This window comes from Micromonospora terminaliae (assembly GCF_009671205.1).
In the GTDB taxonomy this organism is placed as follows: Bacteria; Actinomycetota; Actinomycetes; order Mycobacteriales; family Micromonosporaceae; genus Micromonospora; species Micromonospora terminaliae.
Genome location: NZ_CP045309.1, coordinates 70181 through 96913 on the forward strand (window position 1 = coordinate 70181; position 26733 = coordinate 96913).

Below are 26733 nucleotides of genomic sequence, written 5' to 3' on the forward strand. Positions count from 1 at the left end.
CGGCCGGGCAGACCTCAGCCGGCCAGGCCGAGCACCTGCGCCGCCGCGCGGCCGTTGGCGTGGCTGGCGCCGTACGTGGTGACGAAGGCCCGCGCGCCGGTCGGGCGCCAGGCGCCGGGCCAGCCCATCTCGACCACGGTCACCGGGTGCGTGGCGGCCAGCGCGTCGACCAGCTCCCGCGCCCCGGGCAGCCGGTGCAGGTGCCGGCCGACCAGCACGATGGGCCGCTCCCCGGCGAGTCGGCGCAGCTCGGCCGGGTCGGTCTCACCGGCGACCGCGCGGACGACCTCCGCGCCGGCCAGGTGCGGGCCGAGTCCCCACGGCACCCGCCCCTCGGCGATGGTGGAGGCGGCGTGCACCTGCACCACCAGCGGCGCGGTCAGGCCGGTGACGTCGCCCTCGACGCGTACCGCCCGCAGGGCGGCGGCGTAGCCGAGGCCGTCCGGGGTCCCGGTCGCGGAGGCGGCCGCACCGGTCGAGGCGGCCAGCTCGGCGGCCCGGCCGGCGGCCTCCTCGACCCGGGCCCGGTCCAGCCGGCCGTCGGTGAGCGCCGCGACGATCTCCTCAGCGACGTGCTCCACCAGGTCGGCGTCGACCTTGGCGCCGATGCAGAGCAGGTCCGCCCCGGCGGCCAGGGCGCGGACCGCGGCCGGTCCGACCCCGCCCGCGGCCGACGCCGCGCCCTTCATCTCCAGCGCGTCGGTGATCACCGCGCCGCTGAAGCCGTACTCGGTGCGCAGCAGGTCGACCAGGACGGCCCGGCTGAAGGTGGCCGGACCGTCGCCGGTCAGCGCGGGCACCCGGATGTGCGCGGTCATGACGGCGCGTACACCGGCGTCGACCACGGCGGCGAACGGTGGCAGGTCACGCTGGCGCAGCACGGCCGGTGGCACGTCGACGGTGGGCAGCTCGTAGTGGGAATCGGCGACCGTGGCGCCGTGGCCGGGGAAGTGCTTGGCGCAGGCGGCCACCCCGGCGGACTGGAGGCCGACGACCGCGGCGGCCGAGTGGACGGCCACCCGGACCGGGTCGGCGCCGAACGAGCGGGTGCCGATCACGGGGTTCTCGTCGGCGGTGTTCACGTCCACGGTCGGGGCGAGGTCGAGGTTGATGCCGAGGGCGGCCAGCTCCGCGCCGATCGCCGCGTACACCTGGCGGGTCAGGGTCGGGTCGTCGACCGCGCCGAGGGCGGCGTTGCCCGGGTACGGGCTGCCGGTCGCGTGGGCGAGCCGGGTGACGTCCCCGCCCTCCTCGTCGATCGCGACGAGGACGTCCGGGCGGCCGGCGCGCAGCGCCGCGGTGGTCGCCGCCATTTGGGCCGGGTCGTGGACGTTGGTGCCGAACAGGGTGTGCCCGGCGAGACCCTCGGCGAGCAGGTCGACCGCCCAGTCGGGCGGGACCGGGCCGGGGTACGCCGCGAGCAACGTGCCCAGCGCGAGCCGGCGGAGTCCTGGATCCAACCCCACGAGTATCCCCTTTCCCTGCCGGGTCGTCCGACGGCCCCGGATCGGGGTGGCCGATACGCTAACGGACACCCCTCGGCAGGCGTTTTGTGGTTAGCAAACTTTACTGAAAATAAAGGACGTGGCATGAGTGCGACCCGGCTGCCCGGCACCCCCCGACTGTTGCGGGCGCTCAACGACCGTGCGGCGCTGGAGCTGCTGCTCGAGCAGGGGCCGCTGACCCGGGCGCGGATCGGCGAGCTGACCGGGCTCTCCAAGGTCACGGCGTCCCAGCTGGTCGAACGGCTGGAGGAGCGCGGCCTGGTCGCCCGGGTCGGCGAGCAGGCCGGCGGGCGGGGCCCGAACGCCCAGCTCTACGCGGTCCGCCCGGGCAGCGCGTACGTGGTCGGTGTGGACGTCGGCGCCGAGCGGGTGGTGGCCGCCTGCGCCGACATCACCGGTGCGGTGGTCGGCCGGGTCGAGCAGTCCACGAAGGACACCGACGACCCGGTCGGTGTGGTGCACAACGCCGTGGTCCAGGCCGTCGGCAGCGCGGGCGCCGAGCTGTCCAGCGTGCGGCGGATCGTGCTCGGCACCCCCGGCCTGGTCGACCCGGGCACCGGCGACATCACCTTCGCGTTCAACCTGCCGCGCTGGCACCGCGGCCTGCTCGCGGCGCTCCGGGAGGACCTGCACACCCCCGTGGTCTTCGAGAACGACGTGAACCTGGCCGCCGTGGCCGAGGCGCAGTCCGGTGCGGCGCAGGGCACGGCGGACTTCGTGCTCGTCTGGCTGGACGCCGGTGTGGGTCTGGCGATCATGCTGGGCGGGCGGCTGCACCACGGCAGCAGCGGGGCGGCCGGCGAGATCGGCTACCTGCCGGTGCCCGGCGTGCCCATCCCGCGCGACGTGTCGAAGCGTGCCAAGCCGGCGTTCCAGCAGCTCGCCGGGGCCGACGCGGTCCGCGCGGTGGCCGCGGAGCACGGCTTCGCGGCGGACGGCGCGGCCGACGCGGTGCGCGCCGCGATCGCCGCCGGCCCGGCCGGCGGCCCGATGCTGGACGAGCTGGCGCGCCGCCTGGCACTCGGGGTGGCGAGCACCTGCGTGGTGCTCGACCCGCCGCTCGTCGTGCTGGCCGGCGAGGTGGGGCGGGCCGGCGGCGCGGCGCTGGCCGAGCGGGTGCAGCACGAGGTCGCCGCGATCACGCTGGTCCGGCCGCGGGTGGTCAGCACCGGGCTGACCGAGGAGCCGATCCTGCGCGGCGCGCTGCGCACCGCCCTGGACGCCGTGCGCGACGAGGTGTTCGGCTCGACGGTCGGCTGACCGCCGGCCCGTCGTCGCCCCGGCCGCCATGTGAAGGAATTCTTCACGAGGCGGTGGAACTCTGCAAGGAGTTGCCGGTGCGGCCCTCGGCCCCGGGCCGCACCGGCGCCCCTCAGATCAGGTCGCGGCGGCGGAACGCCGTGAAGGCCCCCACCACGAGGGCGGCGGTCAGGGCCAGCAGGACCACCAGGCCCGGTGCCCAGCCCAGCGAGTAGTAACCGTCGCAGAAGCCCGCGATGTCGCCGGAGCAGGCGTCGTTGTCCCAGAACCGGGCCTCGCCGCTGAGCCAGGCGGCCAGATAGCTGGAGAGCATGAACCGGTCCGGGCGGGTCACCGAGAGGATCTGGAACACCAGCCGCGCGCCCAGCTCCCACACCACCAGGTAGGCGGCCACCGTGCCGAGCGCCGCCGACGTGTGCCGGCCGAGCGTGGCCAGAGCGAAGCCGAGCGCCGCGGCGAGCAGCACCAGCACCAGCCCCCGCACCCAGACGGCCGCGAGCGACGACCAGAACCCGCCGCCCATCCGGCCGGTCAGCCCGGACGCCTCGCCGATCAGCCAGAACACCCCGAGGTAGACCACCGACGCCAGCGCGGACAGCCCGAGCAGCCCGCCGAGCAGCGTGCCCAGCTTGGCGCCGAGGACCGCGAACCGGCGCGGCCGCCAGAGCAGCAGGTTGACCACGCCGCCCGAGTTCAGGTCGGCGCCGATGTAGGAGGCGCCGACCAGGAACCCGAACATGGCCAGGAACGCGACCAGGAAGTAGAGCAGCGGCTCGGCCTCGTTGGCGAAGACGAACACCCCGCTGAGGTAGTCCGAGGCGCTGGGCAGCTTCTCCATGAGGGCCGGGTCGATCTGCGCGCAGTCCCGCGGCAGGTAGTCGTTCTCGTCCGGCGTCACGGTGCCCGCCTTGATGCGCAGGCAGCGGTCGTGCGCCAGCTCCATGTTGCGCACCTCCTCGGCGGCCTGCGCCTGGGCCCGGCTTAGCTCCACCGGCGTGGGCCGGTGCGAGCCGGCCAGCGTGGTCGCCACGGTCAGTGCGAAGGCCACCGCCAGCAGCAGCACCATGAGCTGCACGAAGCGGCGGGCGGCCAGCCGCTCCAGCTCGGCACGGACCAGGTTCACGCGCCCACCTCCCGGCTCTCGCGGACGTCCAGGTCGATCACACCGTCGCTCGGCGGGGCACCGTCCACCTGGCGGGGCAGCGCCGGCACCGGGTGGTCGCCGGTCAGCTCCAGGAAGACGCTCTCCAGATCCGGCCGGAGCGGGATCAGCTCGCGTACCCACAGGCCCTGCTCGCCCAGGGTGCGGCTGATCAGTTCGGGGTCGACCACCCCGGTCACCACGAGGTGGCCGGGACCCGGGGTCACGGCCAGGCCGGCGCGACCGAGCAGCTCCACGGCCCGCTCGGGCTCCGCCACCCGGACCTGCCACTGGTGCTGGTCGAAGCCGGCCAACACCTCCGCCACCGGCCCGTACGCGACCCGCCGGCCCCGGCTGATGATCGTCACGTGGTCACAGATGAGCTGGATCTCGGCCAGGATGTGGCTGGAGAGCAGCACGGTCACCCCGGCCGCGGCGAGCGACCGCGTGAGGTCGCGCATCTCCCGGATGCCGGCCGGGTCGAGCCCGTTCGCCGGCTCGTCCAGGATCAGCAGCTGCGGGTCCTTGAGCAGCGCCGACGCGACCGCCAGCCGCTGCTTCATGCCCAGCGAGTAGCCCTTGACCCGCTCGTCGCCCCGGTCCCGCAGGCCCACCTGCTCCAGCACCTCGTCCACCCGGGCGGTGGGCACATTGCCGGCCAGGGCCAGCAGCCGCAGCGTCTTGTGGGCGGTGAAGTTGCCGAAGAACTGCGGGCTCTCCACGATGGCGCCGACCCGCCCGGCCACGTCGGCCAGCCGCTCCGGGGACTCGGCCCCGAGCACCCGCATCCGGCCCGCGTCGGCCCGGACCAGCCCGAGCAGGGCGCGCAGCGTGGTGGTCTTCCCCGAGCCGTTCGGGCCGAGGAAGCCGTGCACCTGGCCGGCCTCGACCAGCAGGTCGAACCCGTCCACCGCGATCCGGCGGCCCTGACGCAGGGTGTGGAACGTCTTGCGGAGACCGGCGATCTCGATGACCGCGCTCATCCGCACGCCTCCCGGCAGCGGTCGGGCATGAGGCGTCCTCCCGGATTGGTGACCAACGACACGGCGCCCCACCCTATGGCGACGACGCCGCCCGTGGGGGGCACCGGGCCGGCTGCGTGGTTGGATGGACCGGTGAAAGGTGACCTGATCCCCGGCGCCACCGGCGCCTCCGCCCCCGCCCCCGTGGACGCGGATCTGGTGGTCAGCCTCGACGGGGTCGGCGTCCGGCGCTCCGGCAGCGCGCTCGTGCAGGACGTCGACTGGCGGGTCGAGCTGGACGAACGCTGGGTGGTGCTCGGCCCGAACGGCGCCGGCAAGACGACCCTACTCAACCTGGCCGCCGGCCGGCTGCACCCGACCACGGGCACGGTGCACGTGCTCGGCGAACGGATCGGCCGCACCGACGTCAACGAGCTGCGGACCCGGATCGGCCTCTCCACCGCCACGCTCGCCGAGCGGATCCCCACCGAGGAGCGGGTCACCGACGTTGTGGTGACCGCGGCCTGGTCGGTGGTGGGGCGCTGGCGGGAGAACTACGACCGCAGCGACGAGGCGCGCGCCCGCGCGTTGCTCGGCCAGCTCGGCATCGCCCACCTCGCGGAGCGCACGTTCGGCACGCTGTCCGAGGGCGAGCGCAAGCGGGTGCAGATCGCCCGCGCCCTGATGACCGACCCGGAGCTGCTGCTGCTCGACGAGCCCGCCGCCGGGCTAGACCTGGGCGGCCGCGAGGACCTGGTGGCCCGCCTCGCCGAGCTGGCGTACGACCCGGACGCCCCGGCCATGGTGCTGGTGACGCACCACGTGGAGGAGATCCCGCCCGGCTTCACCCACGCGCTGCTGCTGCGCGAGGGAGGCGTCGTGGCGCAGGGCCTGCTCGCCGAGACGCTCACCGCCGACAACCTGTCGAAGACGTTCGGCCTGCCGCTGGTCGTCGCGCGCGCCGGCGAGCGCTGGACCGCCCGCGCCGCCTGAGCCCGACGGAGGGTACGCCGTGCAGCAGACCCGGATCGCCGTGGTGGGCAGCGCGAACATGGACCTGGTCGGCACCGCCGCCGCGCTGCCCCGGGCGGGGGGGACCGTGCTCGGCGACGACTTCGTCATGTTGCCCGGTGGCAAGGGCGCCAACCAGGCCGTCGCCGCCGTCCGGGCCGGCGCGTCCTGCGTCTTCCTCGGCGCGATCGGCTCGGACGCCTTCGGAGTGACCCTCCGGGCCCGCATCACCGCGGCCGGCGTCGACACCGGCCACCTCCGGGTCGTGTACGGCGCCTCCGGCGTCGCCCTCGTCATGGTCGGCGGCGCGGGGGAGCACGCCATCCTGGTCACCCCCGGCGCCAACGAGGCGTTCACCGGCCTCACCGAGGACGAGCTGGCCGCCGTACGCGAGGCGGACGTGCTGGTCGCGCAGCTGGAGGTGCCGGTCGAGACGGTGACCGCGGCGGCGCTGGCGGCCCGGTCGGCCGGCACCCGGGTGGTGCTCAACGCGGCGCCGGCCCGGCCGGTGCCGCCGGAGCTGCTGGCCGCGACCGACCTGCTGGTGGTCAACGAGACCGAGGCGCGGGCGCTCACCGGCCGGGGCCGGGACGAGCCGGAGGCGCTGCTGTCGGTGGTGCCCCGGGCGGTGCTCACCCTCGGCGGTGACGGCGCCTGGTACGTCGAGCGCGACCGGCCCGCCGTGCACATCCCCGCCGTGAAGGTCGACGTGGTCGACTCGACGGCGGCCGGCGACGCCTTCACGGCCGCCCTCGCGGTGGCCTGGGGCGAGGGACGCGAACTGGTCGAGGCGGTGCACTGGGCGGCGGCCGCCGGGGCGGCCTGCGTCCGCAAGCTGGGCGCCTCGGTGGCCCTGCCCCGCCGGGTGGAGATCGACGAGCTGTTCAGCCGGCCGGTCTGACCTCAGGCGGCGCCCGCGCGGAATGCCCGCCGGTACGCCGACGGCGACGTCCGCATGGACCGGCCGAAGTGGTGCCGGTAGGTGACCGGGCTGTCGAAGCCCACCGCTCCCGCGATCTCGGCCACCGGCGCATCGGTGGTCTCCAGCAGGGCCAGGCTGGCCCGTACCCGCTGATCGATCAGCCAGCGGATCGGGCTGGTGCCGGTGGCCCGGGCGAAGTGCCGCAGGTAGCTGCGGGTCGACAGGTGGGCCTGCCGGGCCAGCGCCGCCACGGTCAGCGGCTCGGCCAGGTGGCGCACCGCCCAGGCCAGGCTCGCGGCGATCCGGTCGTCGTCCGGGTCCACGCTCACCGGCGCCTCGATGAACTGCGCCTGCCCGCCGTCGCGGTGCGGCGGGATGACCAGCCGGCGGGCCACCGCGTTGGCGACCGCGGCGCCGAAGTCGCGCCGGACCACGTGCACGCAGAGGTCCAGCCCGGCAGCGCTGCCCGCGCTGGTGAGGATGTCGCCGTCGTCCAGGTAGAGCACGTCGGGGTCGACCGTGACGGCCGGATGGCGGCGGGCCAGCAGGTCCGCGTACCGCCAGTGGGTGGTGGCCCGCCGGCCGTCGAGCAGGCCCGCGCCGGCCAGGGCGAAGGCGCCTGAGCAGATGGACATGAGCCGGGCGCCCCGGCGGTGCGCCCGGCGCAGCGCGGCCACCAGCTCGGGCGACGGGTCGACGGTCACGTCCGGCACCCCGGGCAGGATGACCGTGCCGGCCGCGGCGAGCGTCTCCAGGCCGTACGGGGTGTGCAGGGCGGCCCCGCCGACGACCGGCACCGGGCCGGGGCGCTCCGCGCAGACGGTGAGCCGGTACCAGTCGACCTTCAGCTCGGGCCGGGGCAGCCCGAACACCTCGGTCACGATGCCGGTCTCGAAGACCGACATCCCCGGGTACGCGAGCACGGCCACGGTCCGGTCGGCGGAGGTCATGGCGGGATGTTAGCGAAGGACGGCGATCACGCCACTCCCGGCGGCGGCGTGACGGGCCGCAGGATCGGGGCATGACCTTCGCCGTGCCGCCGGCCGACCCGGCCACCGCCGCCGCCCACTTCCGTGCCCGACTCAGCTTCGAGACCGACGTCAGTGACGTGCACGCCGCGCTGGAGGCGGGCACGCCCGGGCTGGTCGTGGTCGACTCCCGCGGCGACGCCGCCTGGGAGCAGGGCCATTTGCCGGGCGCCCTGCACCTGCCCACCGCCGAGATCGCCGCCCGGGCCGCCGACCTGGTGCCGGCCGGGTCGACGGTGGTGACGTACTGCTGGGGTCCGGGCTGCAACGGCGCCACCCGGGCGGCGCTGGAGTTCGCCCGGCTCGGCTGGCCGGTGAAGGAGATGCTCGGCGGCTTCGAGTACTGGGCGCGGGAGGGGTTGCCGGTGGTCACCCCGGCCGGCACGGTGCGCCGCCGGCCCGACGAGCTGACCGCGCCCCGGTCGGCGGTCTCCTGCGACTGCTGACCGGCTCAGTCGACCGGCTCGTCGGTGAGGCGTTCGCCCCGGCGGCGCAGCATGCCGAGCCCGGGGATGCCGGCCACCGCCAGCTTGAGGTCCCGGGTGACCGCCAGCAGGTCGTGCAGGTCCGGGCCTACCCGGTCCAGGGTGGCCAGGATCGGCAGCACGTCCGAGGTCAGGTGCTCCTTCAGCTTCGGCAGCTCGTCGACCAGCCGGATCGCCGCGGTCACCTCCTCCGGGCTGAGCTGCTCGACGAACCGGGTCGCCATGGGTGCGGCCCGGCGCAGCGCCGGCTCGTACGCCGCCAGCAGTTCGGCGGCGGTGCCGGCCGCCCCCTCGGCGGCGACCACCGTGCCGGCGGCCCGGGTGGCCACCGCGTCCGCCTCGACGACCAGGGTGCCCGCCGCCCGGGCCACCCGGTCGGCCTCGCCCACCACCACGGCTGCGGCCGTGGCCACGCCGGTGGCGGTCTCGATCGCCTCGGTGGCGGCGGCACTGATCACGCCGACCTCCCGGACCGCCGCCTCGGCGTCGTCGAGCACCCGGTCGGTGCGGTCCAGGGTGCCCTCGATCCGGTCGACCACCCCGTTGATCCGCCGCAGCAGCGTCTCCACCTCGTCGAGCACCGCGAAGGCGCGGGCCGGCACGGCGGCGAACGCGGCGGCCGAGCCGAACGCCTGGTCCAGGGCGGAACGGGTGAGCCCGACGACGGCGCCGGGACGGGGGAGGGGAATCGCCATGCCACCCAGTGTGCGTCCCACCGGCCAGCACCGCCGGGTGGCGGCGGGGCGGCCGGCGTCACACCCGGGCGGTCAGCGGCGGTCGCCCTGCTGCTCGACGGCCCGCTGAACGGCCCGGTAGATCTGCCCGAACCGGAGCGCGTCGGGCGTGCGCAGCAGCAGCACCTCCCGCCCGTGGTGCTGCACCCACAGCTCGTGCACCCGGTTGCCCCGCTCGTAGGAGCGGTCCAGCCAGCTGAGCGGCACCTCCAGGAACGGGGTGAGGGCCAGCCCGACCACCACGAACGCGGCCAGGATGACCAGCGCGAGCTTCCAGTCGCCCCGGTCCTGCGCCGCCCAGGCCAGCGAGAGCACGCACACCAGCGCGACGAGCGGCGGCAGCGACAGTAGCAGGACCAGCACGCCGCGCCCCAGGACCCGGCCCCGGACCGCCATCGTGGTGGCGCCGCGGGCGTGCCAGACGTACGTGACGTCGGCGAGCGCGACGACGTGCCCGCCGGCGTGGATGGCCTCGGAGGTGACCTGTACCGCGTCGTCCCGGTAATAGAGGGTCATCATTCAGCCTAACCACCCGCAGTCCAGTGTGGCCGGTGTCGCCGGCGCCTCCGCTCGCTGACGTGGACGACGAAGATGTCCACGTCGATGTGGGCGATCTGCTTCTCCTCGGCAGACCGGCGCGGGATCGGCTCCGCAGGACGGCGGGGTGCGCTGTCCGCCTTTCGAGCTGAGTCGTTCAAGACATCGCCCATCAGGCGCGGCCCTGACCGCTGGCCGTGCACGGCTCCGATCGCCTTTCGAGCTGAGTCGTTCAGGGCATCGCCCATCGGGCGTGGCCCTGACCGCTGGCCGTGCACGGCTCCGATCGCCTTTCGAGCTGAGTCGTTCAGGGCATCGCCCATCGGGCGTGGCCCTGACCGCTGGCCGTGCACGGCTCCGATCGCCTTTCGAGCTGAGTCGTTCAGGGCATCGCCCATCGGGCGTGGCCCTGACCGCTGGCCGTGCACGGCTCCGATCGCCTTTCGAGCTGAGTCGTTCAGGGCATCGCCCATCAGGCGCGGCCCCGAACATGCCACGGCCCACCGGCGTTCTGTGGCGAGCGCTAGGCGTGGCGGATTGCACCCGGGCCCGCAACCCCCGGGCGCTCTGGCGGGCGGTGCCGGGTCGGACGGCGGTGAGTCGTTGGTGACATCAGCTCGACAGGCGGTCGGTAAGAGGGTTGGTGGTCGGCCGGGCGTCACCGGGGACCCGCAGGGCGGTCCCCGATCACGGGGGACAGCGAGGCGCCGGGACGGCCGAGGCGGCCGGGACGGCCGGGGCGGTGAGGCGGCGACTGGCCGCGCCGGGCCGAGGAGGGGTGGCCGGGGCGGCGGGGACCGGGGCCGTCGGGATAGCGTCCGAGCATGGTGGACCGGGACGGGGCCGGGGCGGCCCGCACCGAGCAGGAGCGCAACGTCGAGGTGGTCCGGCGGTACCTGCGGACCTTCGTCACCAAGGACCTGGCCGAGCTGGCCGAGGTGGTCGCCGAGGACGTGGAGATCTACGGCTCGGGCTCGGCGGTGCGCGGCCGGAGCTACCCGGAGGCGGCCGTCTCCTCGCCCGGGCTGACCGTGCTCGACCAGCGGATCCTGGAGATCTTCGCGGCGGAGGACCGGGTGGTGGTCTCGATGGCGCAGACCTACCGGCGCGACGCCACCGGGGCCACCACGGTGCAGAGCGCCTGCAAGATGTACCGGCTGGCCGGCGGCCGCATCGTCCAGTTCTGGGGCGAGCAGGACACCTACGGCCTGCTGCGTGGCCTCGGGCTGCTGCCCGACGGCCCGATCGTCTTCTGACCGGCCCGCTGACCGGGTGGCCCGCTCTCCATGGCCCGCTGCACCGCCCGGTAGATCTGGCCGAAACGCAGCGCGTCGCCGGTGTGCAGCAGCCGCACCGGCCGGCCCCGCCAGCGCGCCCACATCTCCAGCTCCCGGCTGCCCCGGGCGTACGAGCGGTCGAGGTGTTCGAAGAGCACGTCGGCGAGCGGCCCGATGCCGAGGCCGACCAGCACGGACGCCCCGACGATGGCGATCGTGACCACGGCGGAGCGGTGCAGCCAGACCGCCAGCCCGATACCGAGCACGGCGGCCACCAGCGGGCCGGCGAGGGCGGCGCCGATCGCGCCCCGGCCGGCGAGCACCCGCCAGGAGCGGTTGCCCCGGCGGTGCCACACCACGCCCAGCTCGGCGAGGGGATAGCTGCGCCCGTCCACCCGGACGGCGGTGGAGGTGACCTGGACCGAGCGGTCCTCGTAGTAGCTGATCATGGCCTCACTCCCGGTGCGACCTGGAGCCGTCGACACCACACTGTCTACCCCAACGACCCTGGTCGTAAGGTTGGCACGCGACTTCGACGAGGAAGTGAGGGCAGCGTGGGCGAGTTCGTCAGGCTGGAAGTGAAGGACGGCGTCGGCACCATCCGGCTGGAGCGGCCGCCGATGAACGCGCTCAACACCCAGGTGCAGGAGGAGTTGCGCGCCGCCGCCGCGGCGGCCACCGCCGACGCCGAGGTCCGCGCGGTCATCGTGTACGGCGGCGAGAAGGTCTTCGCGGCCGGCGCGGACATCAAGGAGATGGCCGACATGTCCTACGTGGACATGGCCGAGCGGGCCGCCGACCTGTCCAGCGCCCTGGGTGCGATCGCCCGGATCCCCAAGCCGGTGGTCGCCGCGATCACGGGGTACGCCCTCGGCGGCGGCTGCGAGCTGGCCCTGGCGTGTGACTGGCGGATCGTGGCCGACGACGCCAAGCTCGGCCAGCCGGAGATCAAGCTCGGCATCATCCCGGGCGCCGGCGGCACCCAGCGGCTGGCCCGCCTGGTCGGCCCGGCCCGCGCCAAGGACCTGATCATGACGGGCCGGATGGTCGACGCCGAGGAGGCGCTGCGGATCGGCCTGGCCGACAGGGTGGTCCCGGCGGCCGAGGTCTACGAGGCCGCCGTCGCCTACGTGAAGCCCTACCTGACCGGACCGGTGCAGGCGCTGCGGGCGGCCAAGCTGGCCGTCGACGGTGGCCTGGACATGGACCTCAACTCCGGCCTGGCCTGGGAGAGCCAGCTCTTCGCGGCGCTGTTCGCCACCGACGACCGGCGCGAGGGCATGGCCGCGTTCGTCGAGAAGCGCAAGCCGGGCTTCACCGGCCGCTGATCCGCCCGTCCGGGTCGGCGGCCCGCCCGCCGCCGACCCGAGAACGGTTCACATCCCGCTTACCGGCCAGTAGCGTGTGACTCCGGTCATGACGAAGGGGAGTGGCGATGACGGAACGGGTCGAGGGGCACGGCGGCGAGCTGGCCCTCGCGGCGCTGCGCGCGCACGGCGTACGGGAGATGTTCACCCTCTCCGGCGGGCACGTCTTCCCGCTCTACGACGCCGCGCACCGCGCCGGCTTCCCGATCTACGACGTCCGGCACGAGCAGTCCGCCGTCTTCGCCGCCGAGGCCGTGGCGAAGCTCCAGCGCCGCCCCGGCCTGGCCGTGCTCACCGCCGGCCCCGGCGTCACCAACGGGGTCTCCGGCCTGACCAGCGCCTTCTTCAACGCCTCGCCGGTCCTGGTGCTCGGTGGCCGGGCCCCGCAGTTCCGCTGGGGCTCCGGCAGCCTCCAGGAGATGGACCACCTGCCGCTGGTCGCTCCGGTCACCAAGCACGCCGAGACGGTGTTCAGCGCCGACGACATCCCCCGTGCCGTCACCGCGGCCCTCACCGCCGCGCTCACCCCGCACCGCGGCCCGGCCTTCCTCGACTTCCCCCTGGAGGCGGTCTTCTCCGTCGGCGACGCCGACATGCCCGCGGTCACCCCACCCACCGCCATCGAGGCCGACCCGGGCGAGGTCGCGAAGGCCGCCGCCCTGATCGCCGGCGCGTCCCGGCCGGTGATCATCGCCGGCTCCGACGTGTACGCGGGCGACGCGGTCGAGGCGCTGCGGGCCGCCGCCGAGGCCCTCCAGGTGCCGGTCTTCACCAACGGCATGGGCCGCGGGGCGCTGCCGCCGGAGCACCCGCTCGCCTTCGCCAAGGCCCGCCGGGTCGCCCTCAAGGGCGCCGACGTGGTCGTGGTGGTCGGCACCCCGCTCGACTTCCGGCTGGCCTTCGGCGACTTCGGCGACGCGCGGGTGGTGCATGTCGTCGACGCGCCCAGCCAGCGGGCCGGGCACGTCGAGCCGGCCGCCAGCCCCGCCGGTGACCTGCGGCGGATCCTCACGGCGTTCGCCGAGCACCCGGGTGACCGGGCCGACCACGCCGACTGGATCGCCCAGCTGCGTACCGCCGAGGACGCCGCAAAGGTGCGCGACGCGGAGGAGATGGCCGCCGAGACCGACCCGATCCGGCCGGCCCGGGTCTACGGCGAGCTGCGCAAGGTGCTCGCCCGGGACGCCATCACCATCGGCGACGGCGGCGACTTCGTCTCGTACGCCGGGAAGTACCTGGAGCCCGCCCAGCCCGGCACCTGGCTCGACCCCGGCCCGTACGGGTGCCTGGGCACCGGCATGGGCTACGCCATGGGTGCCCGGGTCAGCCACCCCGACCGGCAGATCTGCGTGCTCATGGGCGACGGGGCCGCCGGTTTCTCGCTCATGGACGTGGAGTCCCTGGTCCGCCAGCAGCTCCCCGTGGTGATCGTGGTCGGCAACAACGGCATCTGGGGCCTGGAGAAGCACCCCATGCGGGCCATGTACGGCTACGACGTGGCCGCCGACCTCCAGCCCGGCCTGCGCTACGACAGGGTGGTCGAGGCACTCGGCGGCGCGGGCGAGACGGTGGAGAAGGCCGCCGACCTCGGCCCGGCCCTGGCCCGCGCCTTCGACTCCGGGGTGCCGTACCTGGTCAACGTGCTCACCGACCCGTCCGACGCGTACCCCCGCTCGTCGAACCTGGCCTGACCCTGGCGCCGCGAAAATCAGCGGTCTGTCAGCGGTTGTCGCCGTACCGTCAGCGCCGTCGCTCAAGGTTGGGGTGACCAGCGAGAACGACGGGAGTTGCGATGACGTACGCGATCCGCGCGGAGGGTCTGGTGCGCCGCTTCGGCGCCACCACCGCGCTGGCCGGGGTGGACCTGGCCGTCCCCACCGGGACGGTGTTCGGGCTGCTCGGGCCGAACGGGGCGGGCAAGACCACGGCGGTCCGGGTGCTGGCCACCCTGCTCGCCGCCGACGAGGGGCACGCCACCGTGGGCGGCTACGACGTCCGCCGCGACGCACACCGGGTGCGCCAGCTGATCGGACTCACCGGTCAGTACGCCTCGGTCGACGAGAACCTGACCGGCACCGAGAACCTGCTGCTCATCGGCCGGCTGCTCGGCCTGTCCCGGGCCGACGCCCGGGCCCGCGCCCGGGCGCTGCTGGCCGACTTCCAGCTCAGCGACGCCGCCGAGCGGGCGGCCAAGACCTACTCCGGCGGCATGCGCCGCCGGCTCGACCTGGCCGCCAGCCTGGTCGGCCGCCCGCAGGTGCTCTTCCTCGACGAGCCCACCACCGGCCTCGACCCGCGCAGCCGTAACGAGCTGTGGGACATCGTCCGCACCCTGGTCGCCGACGGGGTGACCGTGCTGCTCACCACTCAGTACCTGGAGGAGGCCGACCAGCTCGCCGGCGAGATCGCGGTGGTCGACCACGGCCGGGTGATCGCCCAGGGCACCCCGGAGGAGCTGAAGGCGAAGGTGGGCGGGCAGGTGCTCGCCGTCCGGCCGGTGGACCCGGCCGACCTGCCCACCGTGCTCGCCGTCACCGGCGAGGTGGCCCGGGCCACCCCGGAGGTGGCCCACCAGACCGTCACCGTCGGCGTCAGCGACCCGGAGGTGCTGCCCGCGGTCGTCCGCCGCCTCGACGACGCCGGAGTACGCGTGGCCGAGCTGGCCCTGCGCAGCTCCAGCCTCGACGAGGTCTTCCTCTCCCTCACCGGCCACCGGGCCGAGGAGGCCACCTCCACCCTGGAAGGGAGCCCGGCATGACCACCCTCACCGCCACCGCGTCCCCGGTCGCGCCCGCCCGCCGGCCGGGGCTCCTCGCCGGCCTGCGACACACTCTCACCCTGGCCTGGCGCAGCCTCGTGCAGATCAAGCACAACCCCATGGAGCTGCTCGACCTGAGCGTCCAGCCGGTCATGTTCGTGCTGCTGTTCACGTACGTCTTCGGCACGGCGATCTCCGGCTCGCCCGGGACGTACCTGAAGTTCGCGCTGCCCGGCATCATCGTGCAGACGGCCCTCTTCGCCACCATGACCACCGGGTTCGGCCTCAACCAGGACCTCACCAAGGGCGTCTTCGACCGGCTCCGCGCGCTGCCGGTGGCGCGCTGGGCGCCGCTGGCCGGCCGGATCGTCGCCGACACCGTCAAGCAGGCCTGGTCCCTGGCCCTGCTGCTCGGCATCGGCATGATCCTCGGGTTCCGGCTCGGCAACGGCGTGGCCGGGCTGCTCGGCGCGCTGGTCCTGCTGCTCGTCTTCTCGCTGGCCGCGTCCTGGATCTCGGTGCTGGTCGGGGTGCTGGTCAGCGAGCCGGACAAGGTGCAGATCTTCGGCTTCATGGTGATCTTCCCGCTGACGTTCACGAGCAACGTGTTCGTGCCGACCGACCAGATGCCGAGCTGGTTGCAGCACTGGGTGGAGGTCAATCCCGTGACGATCCTCGCCGACGCGCTGCGCGGCCTGCTGGTCGGCGGACCGGTGGCCGGCCCCGTCGGGCAGTCGCTGCTCTGGGCGGCCGGGATCCTGCTGGTGTTCGCCCCGCTGTCGGTGCGGGCGCTCAGGCGCCGAGTGTGACGGCGACGGCCTCGGCGGCCGTGTTCCAGCGGTAGGTCTGCCCGCCCGCGTACGCCTCGGCGAAGGCCGCCTCGCCGAGCGCGTCGCGGGCGGCCGCCTCCACCCGGGGGCGGTCCAGCACCGTGTGGTCGGTGCCGCCCCGGATCCCGGTGGCCGCACCGAGCAGCCGGGCGGCGGCGGCCGGGCGGTCGAGCCGCAGCGCCAGGTCGGCGTACCCGACCAGCACGGCCGCGACCACCGGGGCGTCCTGCGACCCGACGGCCAGCTTCAGGGCCTGGTCGTGCCGGGTACGCGCGGAGGCCAGGTCGCCGTCGTCGGCGTCCAGCACGGCCAGGCTGGAGGCGTTGAGCGCCCGCCACTGCGGGGCGATCGCCCGGTCGCCCACCAGCCGGGCGCTCTCCGCGAGGCAGGCCCGTGCCCCGGCCCGGTCGCCCTCGGCCCGCAGCAGTTCGGCCCTGCCGTACGCGACCGCCGCCCGGGTCTCGTCGGACCCGGAGAGCTCGGCCTCGTGCACGGCCCGGTCGAGTTCCGCCCACGCCCGGTCGCGGTCGCCGCGCCGCCACAGGTTGTGCGCCAGCCGCACCCGCATCTCCGGCACGTCCTCGCGGACGCCCAGCTCCTCGAAGTAGGTCATGGCCTCCTCGTGGTACGGCGTGGCCTCGGCGGCCTGGCCCCGCCGGTCGAGCAGGTCGGCCAGCGAGGTGAGGCTGAACGACATGCCCCACCGGTCGCCGACCCGGCGATAGTGCGCCAGCCCGGCCCGCAGGTCCGCCTCCGCGTCGGAGTCCGGCAGGCCCCCGTTGAGCAGGGAGTGCGCCCGGATCAGCCGGGCGATGCCGGCCACCCACGGATCCGGGTCGTCGAACAGGGCCACCATGGCCGCCATGGCCGGCGGCTGGAAGTTCGTCTCGAACGCCGCCGCGATCGGTGCGGCGAGGCGCAGCAGCGGATGTCCGTGCTCGTGCCCGCGGGCCAGCTCGACGGCCCGGGCCAGCCGCTCGCTGCTGACCGTGCCGTTGTCGGGGTGGGTGGCGATCAGGTTCAGCGCGGCGGTGGCCAGGGCGAGCGCCGTGGCGGCGGGCGGCGCGTCGGCCACGCCGGGCAACGCCAGCACCTGGCCGGCCAGGTCGGCGCCCTCGGCGCGCTGGCCGGTCAGCCACCAGTACCAGCCCAGCGCGGCGGCGTACCGCACGGCGGTGGGGGCATCGCCCGTGCCGATCGCGTACCGGAGGCCGGCGTGCAGGTTGTCGTGGTCGTCCGAGAGCCGGCGCAGCCAGTCCAGCTGCGCCGCGCCGCGCAGTTCCGGCTCGGCCGCCTCGGCCAGGGCCAGGTACTCCGCGGCGTGCGCCCGCCGGATCTTCTCCGTCTCGCCGGCCTCGGCCAGCCGGTCCAGGCCGTACTCGCGGATGGTCTCCAGCATCCGGTAGCGCGGCTCGTGCGTGCCGCCCGCCACCACCAGCGACTTGTCCACCAGCGCGGAGACCTCGTCGACGACGTCCGGAACCGCTCCTGGGCGTGGCGCGGCGAGCTGGAGTGGTGGCACGGCGACGCAGACCCGCTCGACCGCCTCCAGGGTGGCGCCGCCGGCGAACACGGCCAGCCGCCGCCACAGCGCCCGCTCACCGTCGCCGAGCAGGTCCCAGCTCCAGTCGACCACGGCGCGCAGCGTCTGGTGCCGGGGCAGGGCCGTCCGGCTGCCGCCGGTGAGCAGCCGGAACCGGTCGTCCAGCCGGGTGTCCACCTGCGCCGCGGTCATCGTGCGCAACCGGGCCGCGGCCAGCTCGATGGCGAGCGGCATGCCGTCCAGGGCGCGGCAGATGCGCACCACCGGGCCCACCGTGGCCGGGTCCACGGCGAAGTCCGGGCGGACCGCGCCGGCCCGGTCGGCGAAGAGCCGCACCGCGGGGTACGCCAGCGCGGTCGCCGGGTCCGCGCCGGCCGGGGGCAGTGCCAGCGACTCCACCGGCCGCAGGGCCTCGCCGGTGATACCCAGCGGCTCCCGGCTGGTGGCCAGCACCCGCAGCCCGGGGCAGGCGGTGAGCAGCCGTTCGGTGAGGCCGGCCGCCGCGTCGAGCAGGTGCTCGCAGTTGTCCAGCAGCAGTAGGACGGCACGCCCGGCGAGCGCGTCGACGAGGCGCCCGACCGGGTCGGCCGGCTCGGCGGCGGACCGCCCGGCCCGGGCCAGCAGCGCCTGCTCGCGCAGGCCGAGCGCGGCGAGGGCGGCCTGCGGCACCTCGGCGGGGTCGGTGACCGGGGCGAGCGGTACGAGCCACACCCCGTCGGGGAAGCGTCCGGCCACCGCCCGGCCCGACTCGATCGCCAGCCGGGTCTTGCCGGCCCCGCCCGGGCCGGTGAGGGTCGCCAGCCGGAACCGGTCGAGCAGCCCCGCGACCCGGGCCACCTCCTCCTCACGCCCCACGAAGCTGGTGAGCGTGGCGGGCAGGTTCCCGCGGGCCGGGCCGGCGGGGGCGGGGTGGTCGCCGCGGAGCGGGGCGGCGGCCGGCTCGCCGCGCAGGATCTCCAGGTGCAGGGCGGCCAGCTCGGGGCCGGGATCGGTGCCGAGCGTGTCGGCGAGCGTGGCGCGGAGCCGTTCGTACTCGGCGAGGGCCTCGGCCGGGTGGCCGGCCCGGTGCAGCGCCCGGATCAGCAGCCCGGCCAGCCGTTCCCGCAGCGGGTGGGCGGCGACCAGCTCGCGCAGCTGCGGCAGCAGGGCGTCCGGCGCCGATCGTGCCAGCCGTGCCTCGGCCAGGTCCTCCGTGGCGGCCAGCCGCACCTCGGCGAGGCGGGCCACCGGCGCCCGGGCGAACTCGGCGTCCGCCACGTCGGCCAGGGCCGGGCCGCGCCAGAGCGCCAGCGCCTCGGCCAGCCGGCGGCAGCCCTCGGCCGGGTCGTCGGCGAGCCGGGCCCGGCCGGCCCGGACGGCGGCCTCGAACCGGTGCACGTCCACGTCGTCCGGTGCGACGGCCAGCCGGTAGCCGCCGGGCTGCGCCTCGACCGGCAGCCCGGACCGGCGGAGCCGCGAGACCAGGGCCTGGAGCGCGTTCGCGGCCCCCGCGGGCGGCTCGCCCGCCCAGAGCGCGTCACCGAGCCGGCCGACGGTCACGGTGCGGCCCGGCTCCAGGGCCAGCCGGATCAGCAGCCGGCGCAGCCGAGCGCCGCCCACCTCGACCGGCACGCCGGTGTCGGCGCGTACCTCCAGGGGGCCGAGCAGGCTGATCCGCACGCCGTCGATTCTGCCCGGCCGGCGCCCGGCGCCGGCGCTCAGACCTCGGGCCGGTCCCGGTCGTCCTGGCCGCGGCGCAGCTCCTCCTCACGCCGGCGCAGGTCCTCCTCCCAGCGGCGGAGCCGTTCCCGGTCCTCGGCCCGGGAGCGCTCGGCGATCGAGGAGAGGAACTCGGGGTCGTCGTCCGGCGCGACCGGCCGGCGACGCTGCTCCTCGGAGAAGCCGTTGCCCATCGGCCAGGCGGTCCGCTGGCGCCGTGCGCCGGCCTCCCGGCCGGCGACGAACCAGGCGATCGAGCCGACGAGCGGGAAGAACAGGATGATCAGCACCCAGGCGATCCGGGGCAGCGCGCGGATCTCGCCCTCCTCGGCGGAGAGGCAGCTGATCAGCGCGCAGACGGCGAGCACGATCTGGGCCAGGAAGAGCAGCCCGTAGAGGCGAACCATGCCGGACATCATGGCGCACGGCGGACGCTCAGCGCAGCCCGCGCACCACGTGCAGGACGCCCAGCAGTGCCAGCCCGGCCGTGGCCAGCGCGGTGAGCGGGACCGACCAGCGCGCCACCCGCCGCGGCCCGCTGCCGGTGGCCCGGCGCCAGTCGACCACCAGGACGCCCAGCCAGGCGACCACCGCCAGCCCGGCCAGCACCGCGTCGAACGTGCGCCCGGTGAACGCCAGCCGGAGTTCCAGCAGGAGGATCGCGGTGACCGCGAGCAGCGTCCGCCGCCAGGCCAGCCGGGTGCGTTCCGGTTGCAGCCCGGGGTCCCGGCTCACCCGAGGCCCCGGGCCAGCACGGCGGCCACGAGCAGCAGCGCGCCGGCCGCGACCACCAGGGCCAGGACGGCCGGGAAGCGGGACGCCGGCAGCTCCTCGCCCAGCCGGATGGCCCGCTCGGTGCGCGCCCAGTGGTCCACGGCCCGGACCGCGACCGTGGCGCCGAGCAGCAGCAGCGCGACGGCGATCACCTCGCGCAGGTAGGCCAGGGGGAGCCGGGGGAGGAACTGCGCTGCGGCCAGCCCACCCGCGATCAGCGCCAGCCCGGTGCGCAGCCAGGCCAGGAAGGTGCGCTCGTTGGCCAGCGAGAAGCGGTAGTCCGGCGTGCTGCCGACCGACCGCAGCTCGCGCGGGTCGAACCAGCGCCTGATCGCCTCCCACACACGGTCGATTATCCGCTTTGCCCGGTGCCTAGCCTGAAAGGATGACCGATCTTGATGCGCGGAGCCTGCGCGACGCCTACGACACCCAGATCCGCCCGGAGATCCCGGACCCGCTGCCGGCCGGGGTGACCGTCGAACGGGACGGTCCGCTCGTCCGGATCCTCGGCCTGGACCACCGCGGCTTCATCACGTACCGGACTCTGGACGGGCTGGCCGGCGCCGAGCTGGACGCGCTGATCGCGCGCCAGGTCGAGTTCTTCCGCGCCCGGGGCGAGGGGGTCGAGTGGAAGCTCAACGGGCATGACGAGCCGGCCGACCTGGGCGACCGCCTGCGCGCCGCCGGCTTCGTGCCGGAGGACCTGGAGACCGTCGTGGTCGGTCCGGTCGCGGCCCTCGCCGCCGCCGTCCCGACGCCCCCCGAGGGGGTACGCCTGCGCGAGGTCACCAGTCGTGAGGACCTGGAACGGATCGCCGCCATGGAGGAGGCGGTCTGGAATGAGGACCGGAGCCACCTGGTGACCGGGCTGGCCAAGGAGATCGAGGCCGACCCGCAGTCGATCACGGTCGTGGTGGCCGAGGCGGGCGACACCGTGGTCAGCGCCGGCTGGGTGCGCTACCTGCGCAACACCGGTTTCGCCACGCTCTGGGGCGGCTCGACGCTGCCGGAGTGGCGGCGCAAGGGCGTCTACCGGGCGCTGGTGGCGTACCGGGCACGGCTGGCCGAGCAGCGCGGCAAGACCCTGGTGCAGGTGGACTGCTCCCCGGACAGCCGGCCCATCCTGGAGCGTCTCGGTCTCGTTGCGGTCACCACGACCACCCCGTACGTCTACACTCCGTGATCATGGAGCGGTTGACGGCGGACGAGCAGCTCACCCTCAAGACCGGAGCCTTCGGGGCCGTCTTCCTGGTGTCCAACGCCGTGCCCGGCATGCTGGCCATGGTGCGGGAGAGCATCGCGGCGTCCGGGGCCCTCGCGGACGCCAGCGGGGTGGTCAAGGAGGCGCTCACCACCGGCCCGCTGCCGCAGCTGCCGCGGGACTCGGCGCTGGAGATCGAGGCGACCGTGCTGCCGGCGCTGGGCCGGGCCGTGGAGATCCTGCGGGCCAAGTCACCGGGGGACGTCGAGGCGTACCGGTCGGTGGTGCTGGCCGCCGCCGACCGGGTGGCGCAGGCCCACCGGGGTGTCTCGCCCGCCGAGGCCGCGGTGATCGACAAGATCAGGCACGCGCTGGCCGAGCCCGCCTGAGCGGCTCGGCCGACCAGAGCGCCTGCACGCTGGCCCGGACGCAGCGGTCGCGGACCCGGCCGCAGGCGCAGCGGTAGGTCTCCGGGAGCATCCGGCGGCAGGGGCGGCGGACGGTCCGCGGGCCGTCCGCCGCCTTCGCCGAAACGCTCTTTTCCGACATATCCGTCACCCCCTGTTTCGGGAGCTTACCCGGCGCGACGGGTCCCGGTGAGCTGTGTCACTCTGAGGCTCCGGAGAGGCCAAGCTACTTGTGGGTAACATAGGGCCGTGGGCAACTGCACAGCTCCGCGCGGTTGACCGAACGTTAAGTCTCGCGCGAGGCTGCGCCCGTGACCGGGCGAGTGATCGCTACACCAAACAGGAGGGTCGTCGAAGCGCGATGAACATCGTCGTACTCGTCAAGCAGGTGCCCGATTCGGGCGCGGACCGCAACCTGCGTCCTGACGACAACACCGTCGACCGCGGTTCGGCGAACAACGTCATCAACGAGATGGACGAGTACGCCATCGAGGAGGCATTGAAAATCAAGGAGGCGCACGGCGGCGAGGTCACCATCCTGACCATGGGTCCGGACCGGGCGACCGAGTCGATCCGCAAGGCGCTCTCCATGGGGCCGGACAAGGCCGTGCACGTCGTGGACGACGCCCTCCACGGGTCCTGCGCCGTGACCACCTCGAAGGTGCTCGCCGCCGCCCTGGGGCAGCTGGGCGCCGACCTGGTCATCTGTGGCGCCGAGTCGACCGACGGCCGGGTCCAGGTCATGCCGCACATGATCGCCGAGCGGCTGGGCGTGGCCGCCCTGACCGGCGCGCGCAAGCTCACCGTCGACGGCGGCACCCTGACCGTCGAGCGGCAGACCGAGGAGGGCTACGAGGTGGTCACCGCCTCGACCCCGGCCGTGGTCTCCGTGTGGGACACCATCAACGAGCCGCGCTACCCCTCCTTCAAGGGCATCATGGCCGCCAAGAAGAAGCCGGTGCAGACGCTCTCCCTGGGTGACCTGGGCGTCGCCCCCGCCGAGGTGGGCTTCGACGGCGCCACCAGCGCCGTGCTCGAGCACACCAAGCGCCCGCCGCGCTCCGGCGGCGAGAAGATCACCGACGAGGGCGAGGGCGGCGTGAAGCTGGTCGAGTTCCTCGCCACCGAGAAGTTCGTGTGAGAGGTCTGGGACATGTCTGAGGTTCTCGTCGTCGTCGAAGCCACCAAGGAATTCGGCGTCAAGAAGGTCACCCTGGAGATGCTCACCCTCGCCCGCGAGCTGGGCACCCCGAGCGCGGTCGTGCTCGGTGGCGCCGGCGCCGCCGAGGCGCTGAGCGCCAAGCTGGGCGAATACGGGGCGGAGAAGATCTACGCCGCCGAGGGCGAGGAGATCGACGGCTACCTGGTGGCCCCGAAGGCCACCGTGCTGGCCGAGCTGGTCCGGCGGGTGCAGCCGGCGGCCGTGCTGCTCGCCTCCTCGCAGGAGGGCAAGGAGATCGCCGCCCGCCTGGCCGTCAAGCTGGAGAACGGCATCCTCACCGACGTGGTGGCCCTCGCCGCCGACGGCACCGCCACCCAGGTCGCCTTCGCCGGCTCCACCATCGTCAAGTCCAAGGTCACCAAGGGCCTGCCGCTGGTCACCGTCCGGCCCAACTCGCTCAACCCGGCCCCGGCCGCGGCCACCCCGGCCGTCGAGCAGCTCACCGTGTCGGTCTCCGACGCCGACAAGTTGGCCAAGGTCGTGGAGCGGGTCGCCGAGCAGAAGGGCTCCCGTCCGGAGCTCACCGAGGCGTCGGTCGTCGTCTCCGGCGGCCGCGGTGTCGGCAACGCCGACAACTTCAAGCTGGTCGAGGAACTGGCCGACCTGCTCGGTGGGGCCGTCGGCGCGTCCCGCGCGGCCGTCGACTCCGGCTTCTACCCGCACCAGTTCCAGGTGGGCCAGACCGGCAAGACCGTCTCCCCGCAGCTCTACGTCGCGCTGGGCATCTCCGGCGCGATCCAGCACCGGGCCGGCATGCAGACCTCGAAGACCATCGTCGCGGTGAACAAGGACGCCGAGGCGCCGATCTTCGAGCTGGCCGACTTCGGCGTGGTCGGCGACCTGTTCAAGGTCGTCCCGCAGGCCGCGGAGGAGATCCGCAAGCGCAAGTGACCCGTTCACGACACGAGCCGCCGCCCGGTGATCCGGGCGGCGGCTCGCGCGTGTTACGGCCCTTCCGTGCGGTGGAAGGGAGCTGATCGGCGGGCCGGGGAGCTGAGCCGGCCCGCCGATCAGCCCGTCAGGGTGCCCCTCAGCAGGCTGTCGCCGGAGTGGGCGGGCTTGTTGTCGAACTGTTCGGCGGAGACGTCGACCACCGAATAGGTGCGGAGGTCGACGTTCGGGGGCATCGGCAGCAACTCGTCTCCCGACGCCTTGCTCAGGGTACCCAACGAGAACATCTTCATCGTCTCGGGATCGATGAGCCAGACCTCGTAGTACCCCGGAACGCTCGGCAGATTCGCCACGTGCAGGTGCAGCTGGTTGCCGCCGAGCACCCGGGCGTCCCCCGAGGCGTCCTTCGGCGTCGACCCGAACGCGGCCAGCGGCGCGCTGGCCAGCACCGTCGGCCGGGGCGCCGGCTCGTCACCGCCGCCCAGTACGACGGCGGTACCCACCACGCCGATCAGCGCGGCGGCCGTCGCGGTGACCGCGGTGGTGGCCCAGCGTGGCCAGCGGCGGCCCCGGCGGCGAGGGCGCTCGGCCGGTGGGTCGGCGGGATCGGCCGGCCGGGGTACCCGTCGGTCGGCCAGCGCGGGCAGTTCCTCGGCGGCCCGCACCTCCGCCACGATGCCCTGCCAGACGTGCTCCGGCGGGTCGGGCAGGTCGCCCAGGCCCTGGGTGTCGGCGCCCAGCCCGGCGACGTGCCGCAGGGTCGCCACCTCGTCCCGGCAGTGCGCGCAGGTGTCGAGGTGCGTGGTCTCACCGTCCTCGGCCTCGCTCTCACCGAGCGCCAGAAAGACCAGCCGGTCGTGGTCCAGGTGCTGCACCATCCACCTCCCATCTGCGTCGCAGGCTCTGCATGCCGCGTCGAATGTGGCTCTTCACCGTGCCGAGCGGCACACCGGTCACGGTCGCGATCTGCTGGTGGGTTAGGTCGTCGTAGAACGCCAGCTCCAGCATCCGGCGCTGGTCGTCGGGCAGCCGGGCCAGCTCGTCGGCGACCACCAGCCGGTCGACCACGGTGTCCGGGTCCGGCCCGGTGGGCACCGGCTCGGGCAACTGGCGGACCGTCTCGACCACCCGGGTCTCCCGGGCGGCGGCCCGGAGCCGGTCGACCACCTTGCGCCGCCCGATCCCGAGCAGCCAGCCGACCAGCGAGCCCTTCGCCGGGTCGAACGTCTCCCGGCCGAGCCAGGCGGCGACGAACGTCGCCTGCGTCACGTCCTCGGCGTCACTGCGGTTGACCAGCGTCGTGGTGGCCAGGTGCAGCACCGCTCTGCCGTACCGGTCGTACGCCTGGCGCAGGGCGGCCTCGTCGCCGGCACGGAACCGCGCCGCGAGGTCGTCCTCGCCCGGTGGCTCCGGTCCCTGCGGTGGCGCCGTCACGGGGCGGCTCGCCTTCCCTGGGGCATGCCGAACTGTAACTCCCACAGCCCTCGCCCCACTTCTCCGGTGTGTCCGTCGGTCCCCCGTCACCTCTCGCTTCGTCGAAAAGGGCCGGTCCGGATGCGCCGCGGGCCGGGAAAAGAAATCGGATCCGGGGCGCATCCGGCGGCGACGGGGCCGGCGTAACCCGTTCTGCAAGCCAGGCCTGACGAATCAGCACCAACCAGCAGGAGGCAGACAATGCAGTTCGCCATGTTCCGTCGGGTCGCCGCGGGCGGCGCGGTGGCCGCCCTGACCTTCGCCGGCGTCGGCGCCGCCACGATGAGCCCGGCCTACGCCGCCTCGTCGAAGGTCTCCGTGGTCCACGGCATCCCGGACACCCCGGTCGACGTCTACGTCAACGGCAGGAAGACCCTCGACAACTTCAAGCCCGGCGACATCGCCGGCCCGCTCACCCTGCCCGAGGGGGAGTACGACATCGCCCTCACCAAGCCGGGCGAGGCGGTCGACAAGGCGATCCTCACGGTCGACGACGCCAAGGTCCCGGGTGGGGCGAACATCAGCCTGGCCGCACACCTGAGCGCGGACGGCAAGCCGCAGATCACCCCGTTCGTCAACGACGTGTCCAAGGTGGGCGCCGGCAGGGCCCGGCTGATCGTCCGGCACACCGCCGCCGCGCCGGCCGTCGACGTACGGGCCGGGGGCAAGCCGGTCTTCGAGGACCTCACCAACCCGAAGGAGGTCAAGGCCGACGTGGCGGCCGGCACGGTCAAGGCGGACGTGGTGCTCGCCGGCACCGACACGGTCGCCATCGGTCCGGCCGACCTCAACCTGAAGGAGGGCACCGCGACGATCGTGTACGCCATCGGCTCGGCGCAGGACAAGAACCTCGAACTGGTCGCCCAGACCATCAACGGGCTGCACTCGGCCCCCGGCGGCGTGCCGAGCGGCACCGGCGGCCGGGCCGGCACCGGCGTGGACACCTGGTGGTACGTGCTGGCCGGCGCCGGCGTGCTGCTGCTGCTCGGCGGCGGAGCGCGGGTGGCCACCGCACGGGCCGGTCGCCGGTGACGGTCCGGCACCGCGGGGCGCTGGCGGCGATGGCCGCCGGCGCTGCCGCGCTCACCGTCGCGACCGCGGTGGCGTGCGGGTCGCAGCCCGCCGAGGATGTCGGCGCGGGCGAAGCGGCGGCCCTGGCGAGCGTCACCCCGACGCCCACGGCCTCGGCCGCGGGTGACCCGGCGGTGCCGGTGAGCGCGGGCACCCTGCCGGCGGACGGGGCGACCGTCCCGCCGGTGCGGCTGCGCGTCCCGCCGATCGGGGTCACCGCCACGGTCGACCCGGTCGGCATCAACGAGCGGACCGGCGAGTTCGAGATGCCGCCCAGCGTGGACCGGGTCGGCTGGTACCGCTACGGCCCGGGCCTGGAGGCCGGGACCGGCTCGGTGGTCATCGCCGGCCACGTCGACAGCGCCGACCAGGGCAGGGGGGCGTTCTTCCGGCTACGCGAGCTGGACCGAGGCGACACCCTGACCGCCACGGGCTCGGACGGCCGGGAGCGCCGCTACCGGGTGGTGGCCCGGGAGGAGTACGCGAAGACGCGGATCCCGCTCGACCGGTACTTCGCCCGCGACGGCAGCCCACGGCTGACCCTGATCACCTGCGGCGGCCCGTTCGACGCGAGGACCCGGCACTACCGGGACAACATCGTCGTCACGGCCGTGCCCGCGTGAGGCGTCCGGACCA

At 74.6% G+C, this 26733-nt stretch carries 28 protein-coding genes; 15 read left to right on the forward strand and 13 right to left on the reverse strand.

The window, feature by feature from the left end:
- Positions 1-14: 14 nt before the first annotated feature.
- A complete protein-coding gene (locus GCE86_RS00345) occupies positions 15-1466 on the reverse strand; it encodes a glycoside hydrolase family 3 N-terminal domain-containing protein (RefSeq protein WP_154225041.1) in 1452 nt (483 codons plus the stop codon).
- 123 nt (positions 1467-1589) lie between these two features.
- On the opposite strand from GCE86_RS00345, the gene GCE86_RS00350 reads away from it, so the two are divergent.
- Positions 1590-2765: an ROK family transcriptional regulator gene (locus GCE86_RS00350; protein WP_154225042.1), complete on the forward strand. Its 1176-nt coding sequence runs from the start codon at positions 1590-1592 to the stop codon at positions 2763-2765.
- A gap of 112 nt (positions 2766-2877) precedes the next feature.
- On the opposite strand, the gene GCE86_RS00355 is transcribed toward GCE86_RS00350, so the two are convergent.
- The gene (locus GCE86_RS00355) at positions 2878-3888 is read right to left on the reverse strand and encodes an ABC transporter permease subunit (protein WP_154225043.1); all 1011 of its coding nucleotides are present in this window, start codon (positions 3886-3888) and stop codon (positions 2878-2880) included.
- Entirely contained in the window at positions 3885-4889 is a 1005-nt protein-coding gene (locus tag GCE86_RS00360) for an ABC transporter ATP-binding protein (protein WP_154225044.1), read from the reverse strand. The genes GCE86_RS00355 and GCE86_RS00360 overlap by 4 nt, the downstream gene beginning before the upstream one ends.
- A gap of 75 nt (positions 4890-4964) precedes the next feature.
- Between GCE86_RS00360 and GCE86_RS00365 the strand changes: the two genes are divergently transcribed.
- Both GCE86_RS00365 and GCE86_RS00370 read left to right on the forward strand, forming a co-directional pair.
- Positions 4965-5861 (forward strand): ABC transporter ATP-binding protein, encoded by an 897-nt coding sequence (locus tag GCE86_RS00365; RefSeq protein ID WP_167537015.1) that lies wholly within the window; start codon positions 4965-4967, stop codon positions 5859-5861.
- Positions 5862-5880: 19 nt separating this feature from the next.
- Positions 5881-6780: a ribokinase gene (locus GCE86_RS00370; protein ID WP_154225046.1), complete on the forward strand. Its 900-nt coding sequence runs from the start codon at positions 5881-5883 to the stop codon at positions 6778-6780.
- A 2-nt stretch (positions 6781-6782) separates the two neighbouring features.
- On the opposite strand, the gene GCE86_RS00375 is transcribed toward GCE86_RS00370, so the two are convergent.
- Positions 6783-7751, reverse strand: coding sequence for a helix-turn-helix domain-containing protein (locus GCE86_RS00375; RefSeq protein WP_154225047.1), 969 nt, complete (start codon positions 7749-7751; stop codon positions 6783-6785).
- A gap of 71 nt (positions 7752-7822) precedes the next feature.
- Between GCE86_RS00375 and GCE86_RS00380 the strand changes: the two genes are divergently transcribed.
- Positions 7823-8275, forward strand: coding sequence for a rhodanese-like domain-containing protein (locus GCE86_RS00380; protein ID WP_154225048.1), 453 nt, complete (start codon positions 7823-7825; stop codon positions 8273-8275).
- A gap of 5 nt (positions 8276-8280) precedes the next feature.
- Here GCE86_RS00380 and GCE86_RS00385 read toward each other — a convergent pair whose 3' ends face one another.
- Together GCE86_RS00385 and GCE86_RS00390 are read right to left on the reverse strand one after the other, a co-directional pair.
- The gene (locus tag GCE86_RS00385) at positions 8281-9009 is read right to left on the reverse strand and encodes a hypothetical protein (RefSeq protein ID WP_154225049.1); all 729 of its coding nucleotides are present in this window, start codon (positions 9007-9009) and stop codon (positions 8281-8283) included.
- A gap of 72 nt (positions 9010-9081) precedes the next feature.
- Positions 9082-9564: a DUF6232 family protein gene (locus GCE86_RS00390; RefSeq protein WP_154230272.1), complete on the reverse strand. Its 483-nt coding sequence runs from the start codon at positions 9562-9564 to the stop codon at positions 9082-9084.
- 845 nt (positions 9565-10409) lie between these two features.
- Here GCE86_RS00390 and GCE86_RS00395 point away from each other — a divergent pair.
- A complete protein-coding gene (locus GCE86_RS00395) occupies positions 10410-10841 on the forward strand; it encodes a nuclear transport factor 2 family protein (protein WP_154225050.1) in 432 nt (143 codons plus the stop codon).
- Here GCE86_RS00395 and GCE86_RS00400 read toward each other — a convergent pair.
- The gene (locus GCE86_RS00400) at positions 10787-11311 is read right to left on the reverse strand and encodes a DUF6232 family protein (RefSeq protein WP_154225051.1); all 525 of its coding nucleotides are present in this window, start codon (positions 11309-11311) and stop codon (positions 10787-10789) included. The two genes, GCE86_RS00395 and GCE86_RS00400, sit on opposite strands and share 55 nt — an antisense overlap.
- 105 nt (positions 11312-11416) lie before the next feature.
- On the opposite strand from GCE86_RS00400, the gene GCE86_RS00405 reads away from it, so the two are divergent.
- The 4 genes from GCE86_RS00405 (at position 11417) to GCE86_RS00420 (ending at position 15796) form a co-directional block, all read left to right on the forward strand.
- Positions 11417-12190 (forward strand): enoyl-CoA hydratase-related protein, encoded by a 774-nt coding sequence (locus tag GCE86_RS00405; RefSeq protein WP_154225052.1) that lies wholly within the window; start codon positions 11417-11419, stop codon positions 12188-12190.
- A 107-nt stretch (positions 12191-12297) separates the two neighbouring features.
- The gene (locus tag GCE86_RS00410; protein ID WP_154225053.1) at positions 12298-13920 is read left to right on the forward strand and encodes an acetolactate synthase; all 1623 of its coding nucleotides are present in this window, start codon (positions 12298-12300) and stop codon (positions 13918-13920) included.
- Positions 13921-14021: 101 nt separating this feature from the next.
- Positions 14022-14987 carry an ATP-binding cassette domain-containing protein gene (locus tag GCE86_RS00415; RefSeq protein WP_154225054.1) on the forward strand — a complete coding sequence of 322 codons (966 nt, stop codon included), beginning with the start codon at positions 14022-14024 and terminating at the stop codon, positions 14985-14987.
- The gene (locus tag GCE86_RS00420) at positions 14984-15796 is read left to right on the forward strand and encodes an ABC transporter permease (protein ID WP_154225055.1); all 813 of its coding nucleotides are present in this window, start codon (positions 14984-14986) and stop codon (positions 15794-15796) included. Before GCE86_RS00415 ends, GCE86_RS00420 begins: the two co-directional genes overlap by 4 nt.
- Here GCE86_RS00420 and GCE86_RS00425 read toward each other — a convergent pair.
- Genes GCE86_RS00425 through GCE86_RS00440 form a run of 4 tightly spaced genes read right to left on the reverse strand, consistent with a single transcriptional unit; the run spans position 15780 to position 20176 of the window.
- Complete coding sequence (locus GCE86_RS00425) at positions 15780-19019, reverse strand: ATP-binding protein (RefSeq protein WP_154225056.1); 3240 nt, start codon at positions 19017-19019, stop codon at positions 15780-15782. The genes GCE86_RS00420 and GCE86_RS00425 overlap by 17 nt on opposite strands.
- 38 nt (positions 19020-19057) lie before the next feature.
- Complete coding sequence (locus GCE86_RS00430; protein WP_154225057.1) at positions 19058-19465, reverse strand: PLD nuclease N-terminal domain-containing protein; 408 nt, start codon at positions 19463-19465, stop codon at positions 19058-19060.
- Between the two features lie 28 nt (positions 19466-19493).
- Positions 19494-19793, reverse strand: a complete 300-nt coding sequence (locus GCE86_RS00435; RefSeq protein ID WP_154225058.1) for a DUF202 domain-containing protein — start codon at positions 19791-19793, stop codon at positions 19494-19496.
- Positions 19790-20176, reverse strand: coding sequence for a YidH family protein (locus GCE86_RS00440; RefSeq protein WP_154225059.1), 387 nt, complete (start codon positions 20174-20176; stop codon positions 19790-19792). Before GCE86_RS00440 ends, GCE86_RS00435 begins: the two co-directional genes overlap by 4 nt.
- Before the next feature lie 41 nt (positions 20177-20217).
- Between GCE86_RS00440 and GCE86_RS00445 the strand changes: the two genes are divergently transcribed.
- The 4 genes from GCE86_RS00445 (at position 20218) to GCE86_RS00460 (ending at position 23553) form a co-directional block, all read left to right on the forward strand.
- A complete protein-coding gene (locus GCE86_RS00445; protein WP_154225060.1) occupies positions 20218-21015 on the forward strand; it encodes a GNAT family N-acetyltransferase in 798 nt (265 codons plus the stop codon).
- Positions 21016-21017: 2 nt separating this feature from the next.
- Complete coding sequence (locus GCE86_RS00450; RefSeq protein WP_154225061.1) at positions 21018-21422, forward strand: hypothetical protein; 405 nt, start codon at positions 21018-21020, stop codon at positions 21420-21422.
- A 379-nt stretch (positions 21423-21801) separates the two neighbouring features.
- Positions 21802-22581 carry an electron transfer flavoprotein subunit beta/FixA family protein gene (locus GCE86_RS00455; RefSeq protein ID WP_154225062.1) on the forward strand — a complete coding sequence of 260 codons (780 nt, stop codon included), beginning with the start codon at positions 21802-21804 and terminating at the stop codon, positions 22579-22581.
- 12 nt (positions 22582-22593) lie between these two features.
- A complete protein-coding gene (locus GCE86_RS00460; protein WP_154225063.1) occupies positions 22594-23553 on the forward strand; it encodes an electron transfer flavoprotein subunit alpha/FixB family protein in 960 nt (319 codons plus the stop codon).
- A gap of 119 nt (positions 23554-23672) precedes the next feature.
- On the opposite strand, the gene GCE86_RS00465 is transcribed toward GCE86_RS00460, so the two are convergent.
- A complete protein-coding gene (locus tag GCE86_RS00465) occupies positions 23673-24428 on the reverse strand; it encodes an anti-sigma factor (protein WP_154230273.1) in 756 nt (251 codons plus the stop codon).
- Positions 24382-24987 (reverse strand): RNA polymerase sigma factor, encoded by a 606-nt coding sequence (locus GCE86_RS00470; protein WP_154225064.1) that lies wholly within the window; start codon positions 24985-24987, stop codon positions 24382-24384. Before GCE86_RS00470 ends, GCE86_RS00465 begins: the two co-directional genes overlap by 47 nt.
- Positions 24988-25227: 240 nt before the next feature.
- On the opposite strand from GCE86_RS00470, the gene GCE86_RS00475 reads away from it, so the two are divergent.
- Positions 25228-26058 (forward strand): DUF4397 domain-containing protein, encoded by an 831-nt coding sequence (locus GCE86_RS00475; protein WP_154225065.1) that lies wholly within the window; start codon positions 25228-25230, stop codon positions 26056-26058.
- Positions 26055-26720 carry a class F sortase gene (locus GCE86_RS00480; protein WP_154225066.1) on the forward strand — a complete coding sequence of 222 codons (666 nt, stop codon included), beginning with the start codon at positions 26055-26057 and terminating at the stop codon, positions 26718-26720. The genes GCE86_RS00475 and GCE86_RS00480 overlap by 4 nt, the downstream gene beginning before the upstream one ends.
- Positions 26721-26733: the final 13 nt, after the last annotated feature.

Bases quoted from the DNA above. Each gene is read 5' to 3' on its own strand.
- GCE86_RS00350 (WP_154225042.1), top strand. From the start codon at position 1,590: ATGAGTGCGACCCGGCTGCCCGGCACCCCCCGACTGTTGCGGGCGCTC.
- GCE86_RS00360 (WP_154225044.1), bottom strand. From the start codon at position 4,889: ATGAGCGCGGTCATCGAGATCGCCGGTCTCCGCAAGACGTTCCACACC.
- GCE86_RS00365 (WP_167537015.1), top strand. From the start codon at position 4,965: ATGGCGACGACGCCGCCCGTGGGGGGCACCGGGCCGGCTGCGTGGTTG.
- GCE86_RS00375 (WP_154225047.1), bottom strand. From the start codon at position 7,751: ATGACCTCCGCCGACCGGACCGTGGCCGTGCTCGCGTACCCGGGGATG.
- GCE86_RS00380 (WP_154225048.1), top strand. From the start codon at position 7,823: ATGACCTTCGCCGTGCCGCCGGCCGACCCGGCCACCGCCGCCGCCCAC.
- GCE86_RS00385 (WP_154225049.1), bottom strand. From the start codon at position 9,009: ATGGCGATTCCCCTCCCCCGTCCCGGCGCCGTCGTCGGGCTCACCCGT.
- GCE86_RS00390 (WP_154230272.1), bottom strand. From the start codon at position 9,564: ATGACCCTCTATTACCGGGACGACGCGGTACAGGTCACCTCCGAGGCC.
- GCE86_RS00395 (WP_154225050.1), top strand. From the start codon at position 10,410: ATGGTGGACCGGGACGGGGCCGGGGCGGCCCGCACCGAGCAGGAGCGC.
- GCE86_RS00400 (WP_154225051.1), bottom strand. From the start codon at position 11,311: ATGATCAGCTACTACGAGGACCGCTCGGTCCAGGTCACCTCCACCGCC.
- GCE86_RS00410 (WP_154225053.1), top strand. From the start codon at position 12,298: ATGACGGAACGGGTCGAGGGGCACGGCGGCGAGCTGGCCCTCGCGGCG.
- GCE86_RS00415 (WP_154225054.1), top strand. From the start codon at position 14,022: ATGACGTACGCGATCCGCGCGGAGGGTCTGGTGCGCCGCTTCGGCGCC.
- GCE86_RS00420 (WP_154225055.1), top strand. From the start codon at position 14,984: ATGACCACCCTCACCGCCACCGCGTCCCCGGTCGCGCCCGCCCGCCGG.
- GCE86_RS00430 (WP_154225057.1), bottom strand. From the start codon at position 19,465: ATGGTTCGCCTCTACGGGCTGCTCTTCCTGGCCCAGATCGTGCTCGCC.
- GCE86_RS00445 (WP_154225060.1), top strand. From the start codon at position 20,218: ATGACCGATCTTGATGCGCGGAGCCTGCGCGACGCCTACGACACCCAG.
- GCE86_RS00450 (WP_154225061.1), top strand. From the start codon at position 21,018: ATGGAGCGGTTGACGGCGGACGAGCAGCTCACCCTCAAGACCGGAGCC.
- GCE86_RS00455 (WP_154225062.1), top strand. From the start codon at position 21,802: ATGAACATCGTCGTACTCGTCAAGCAGGTGCCCGATTCGGGCGCGGAC.
- GCE86_RS00460 (WP_154225063.1), top strand. From the start codon at position 22,594: ATGTCTGAGGTTCTCGTCGTCGTCGAAGCCACCAAGGAATTCGGCGTC.
- GCE86_RS00475 (WP_154225065.1), top strand. From the start codon at position 25,228: ATGCAGTTCGCCATGTTCCGTCGGGTCGCCGCGGGCGGCGCGGTGGCC.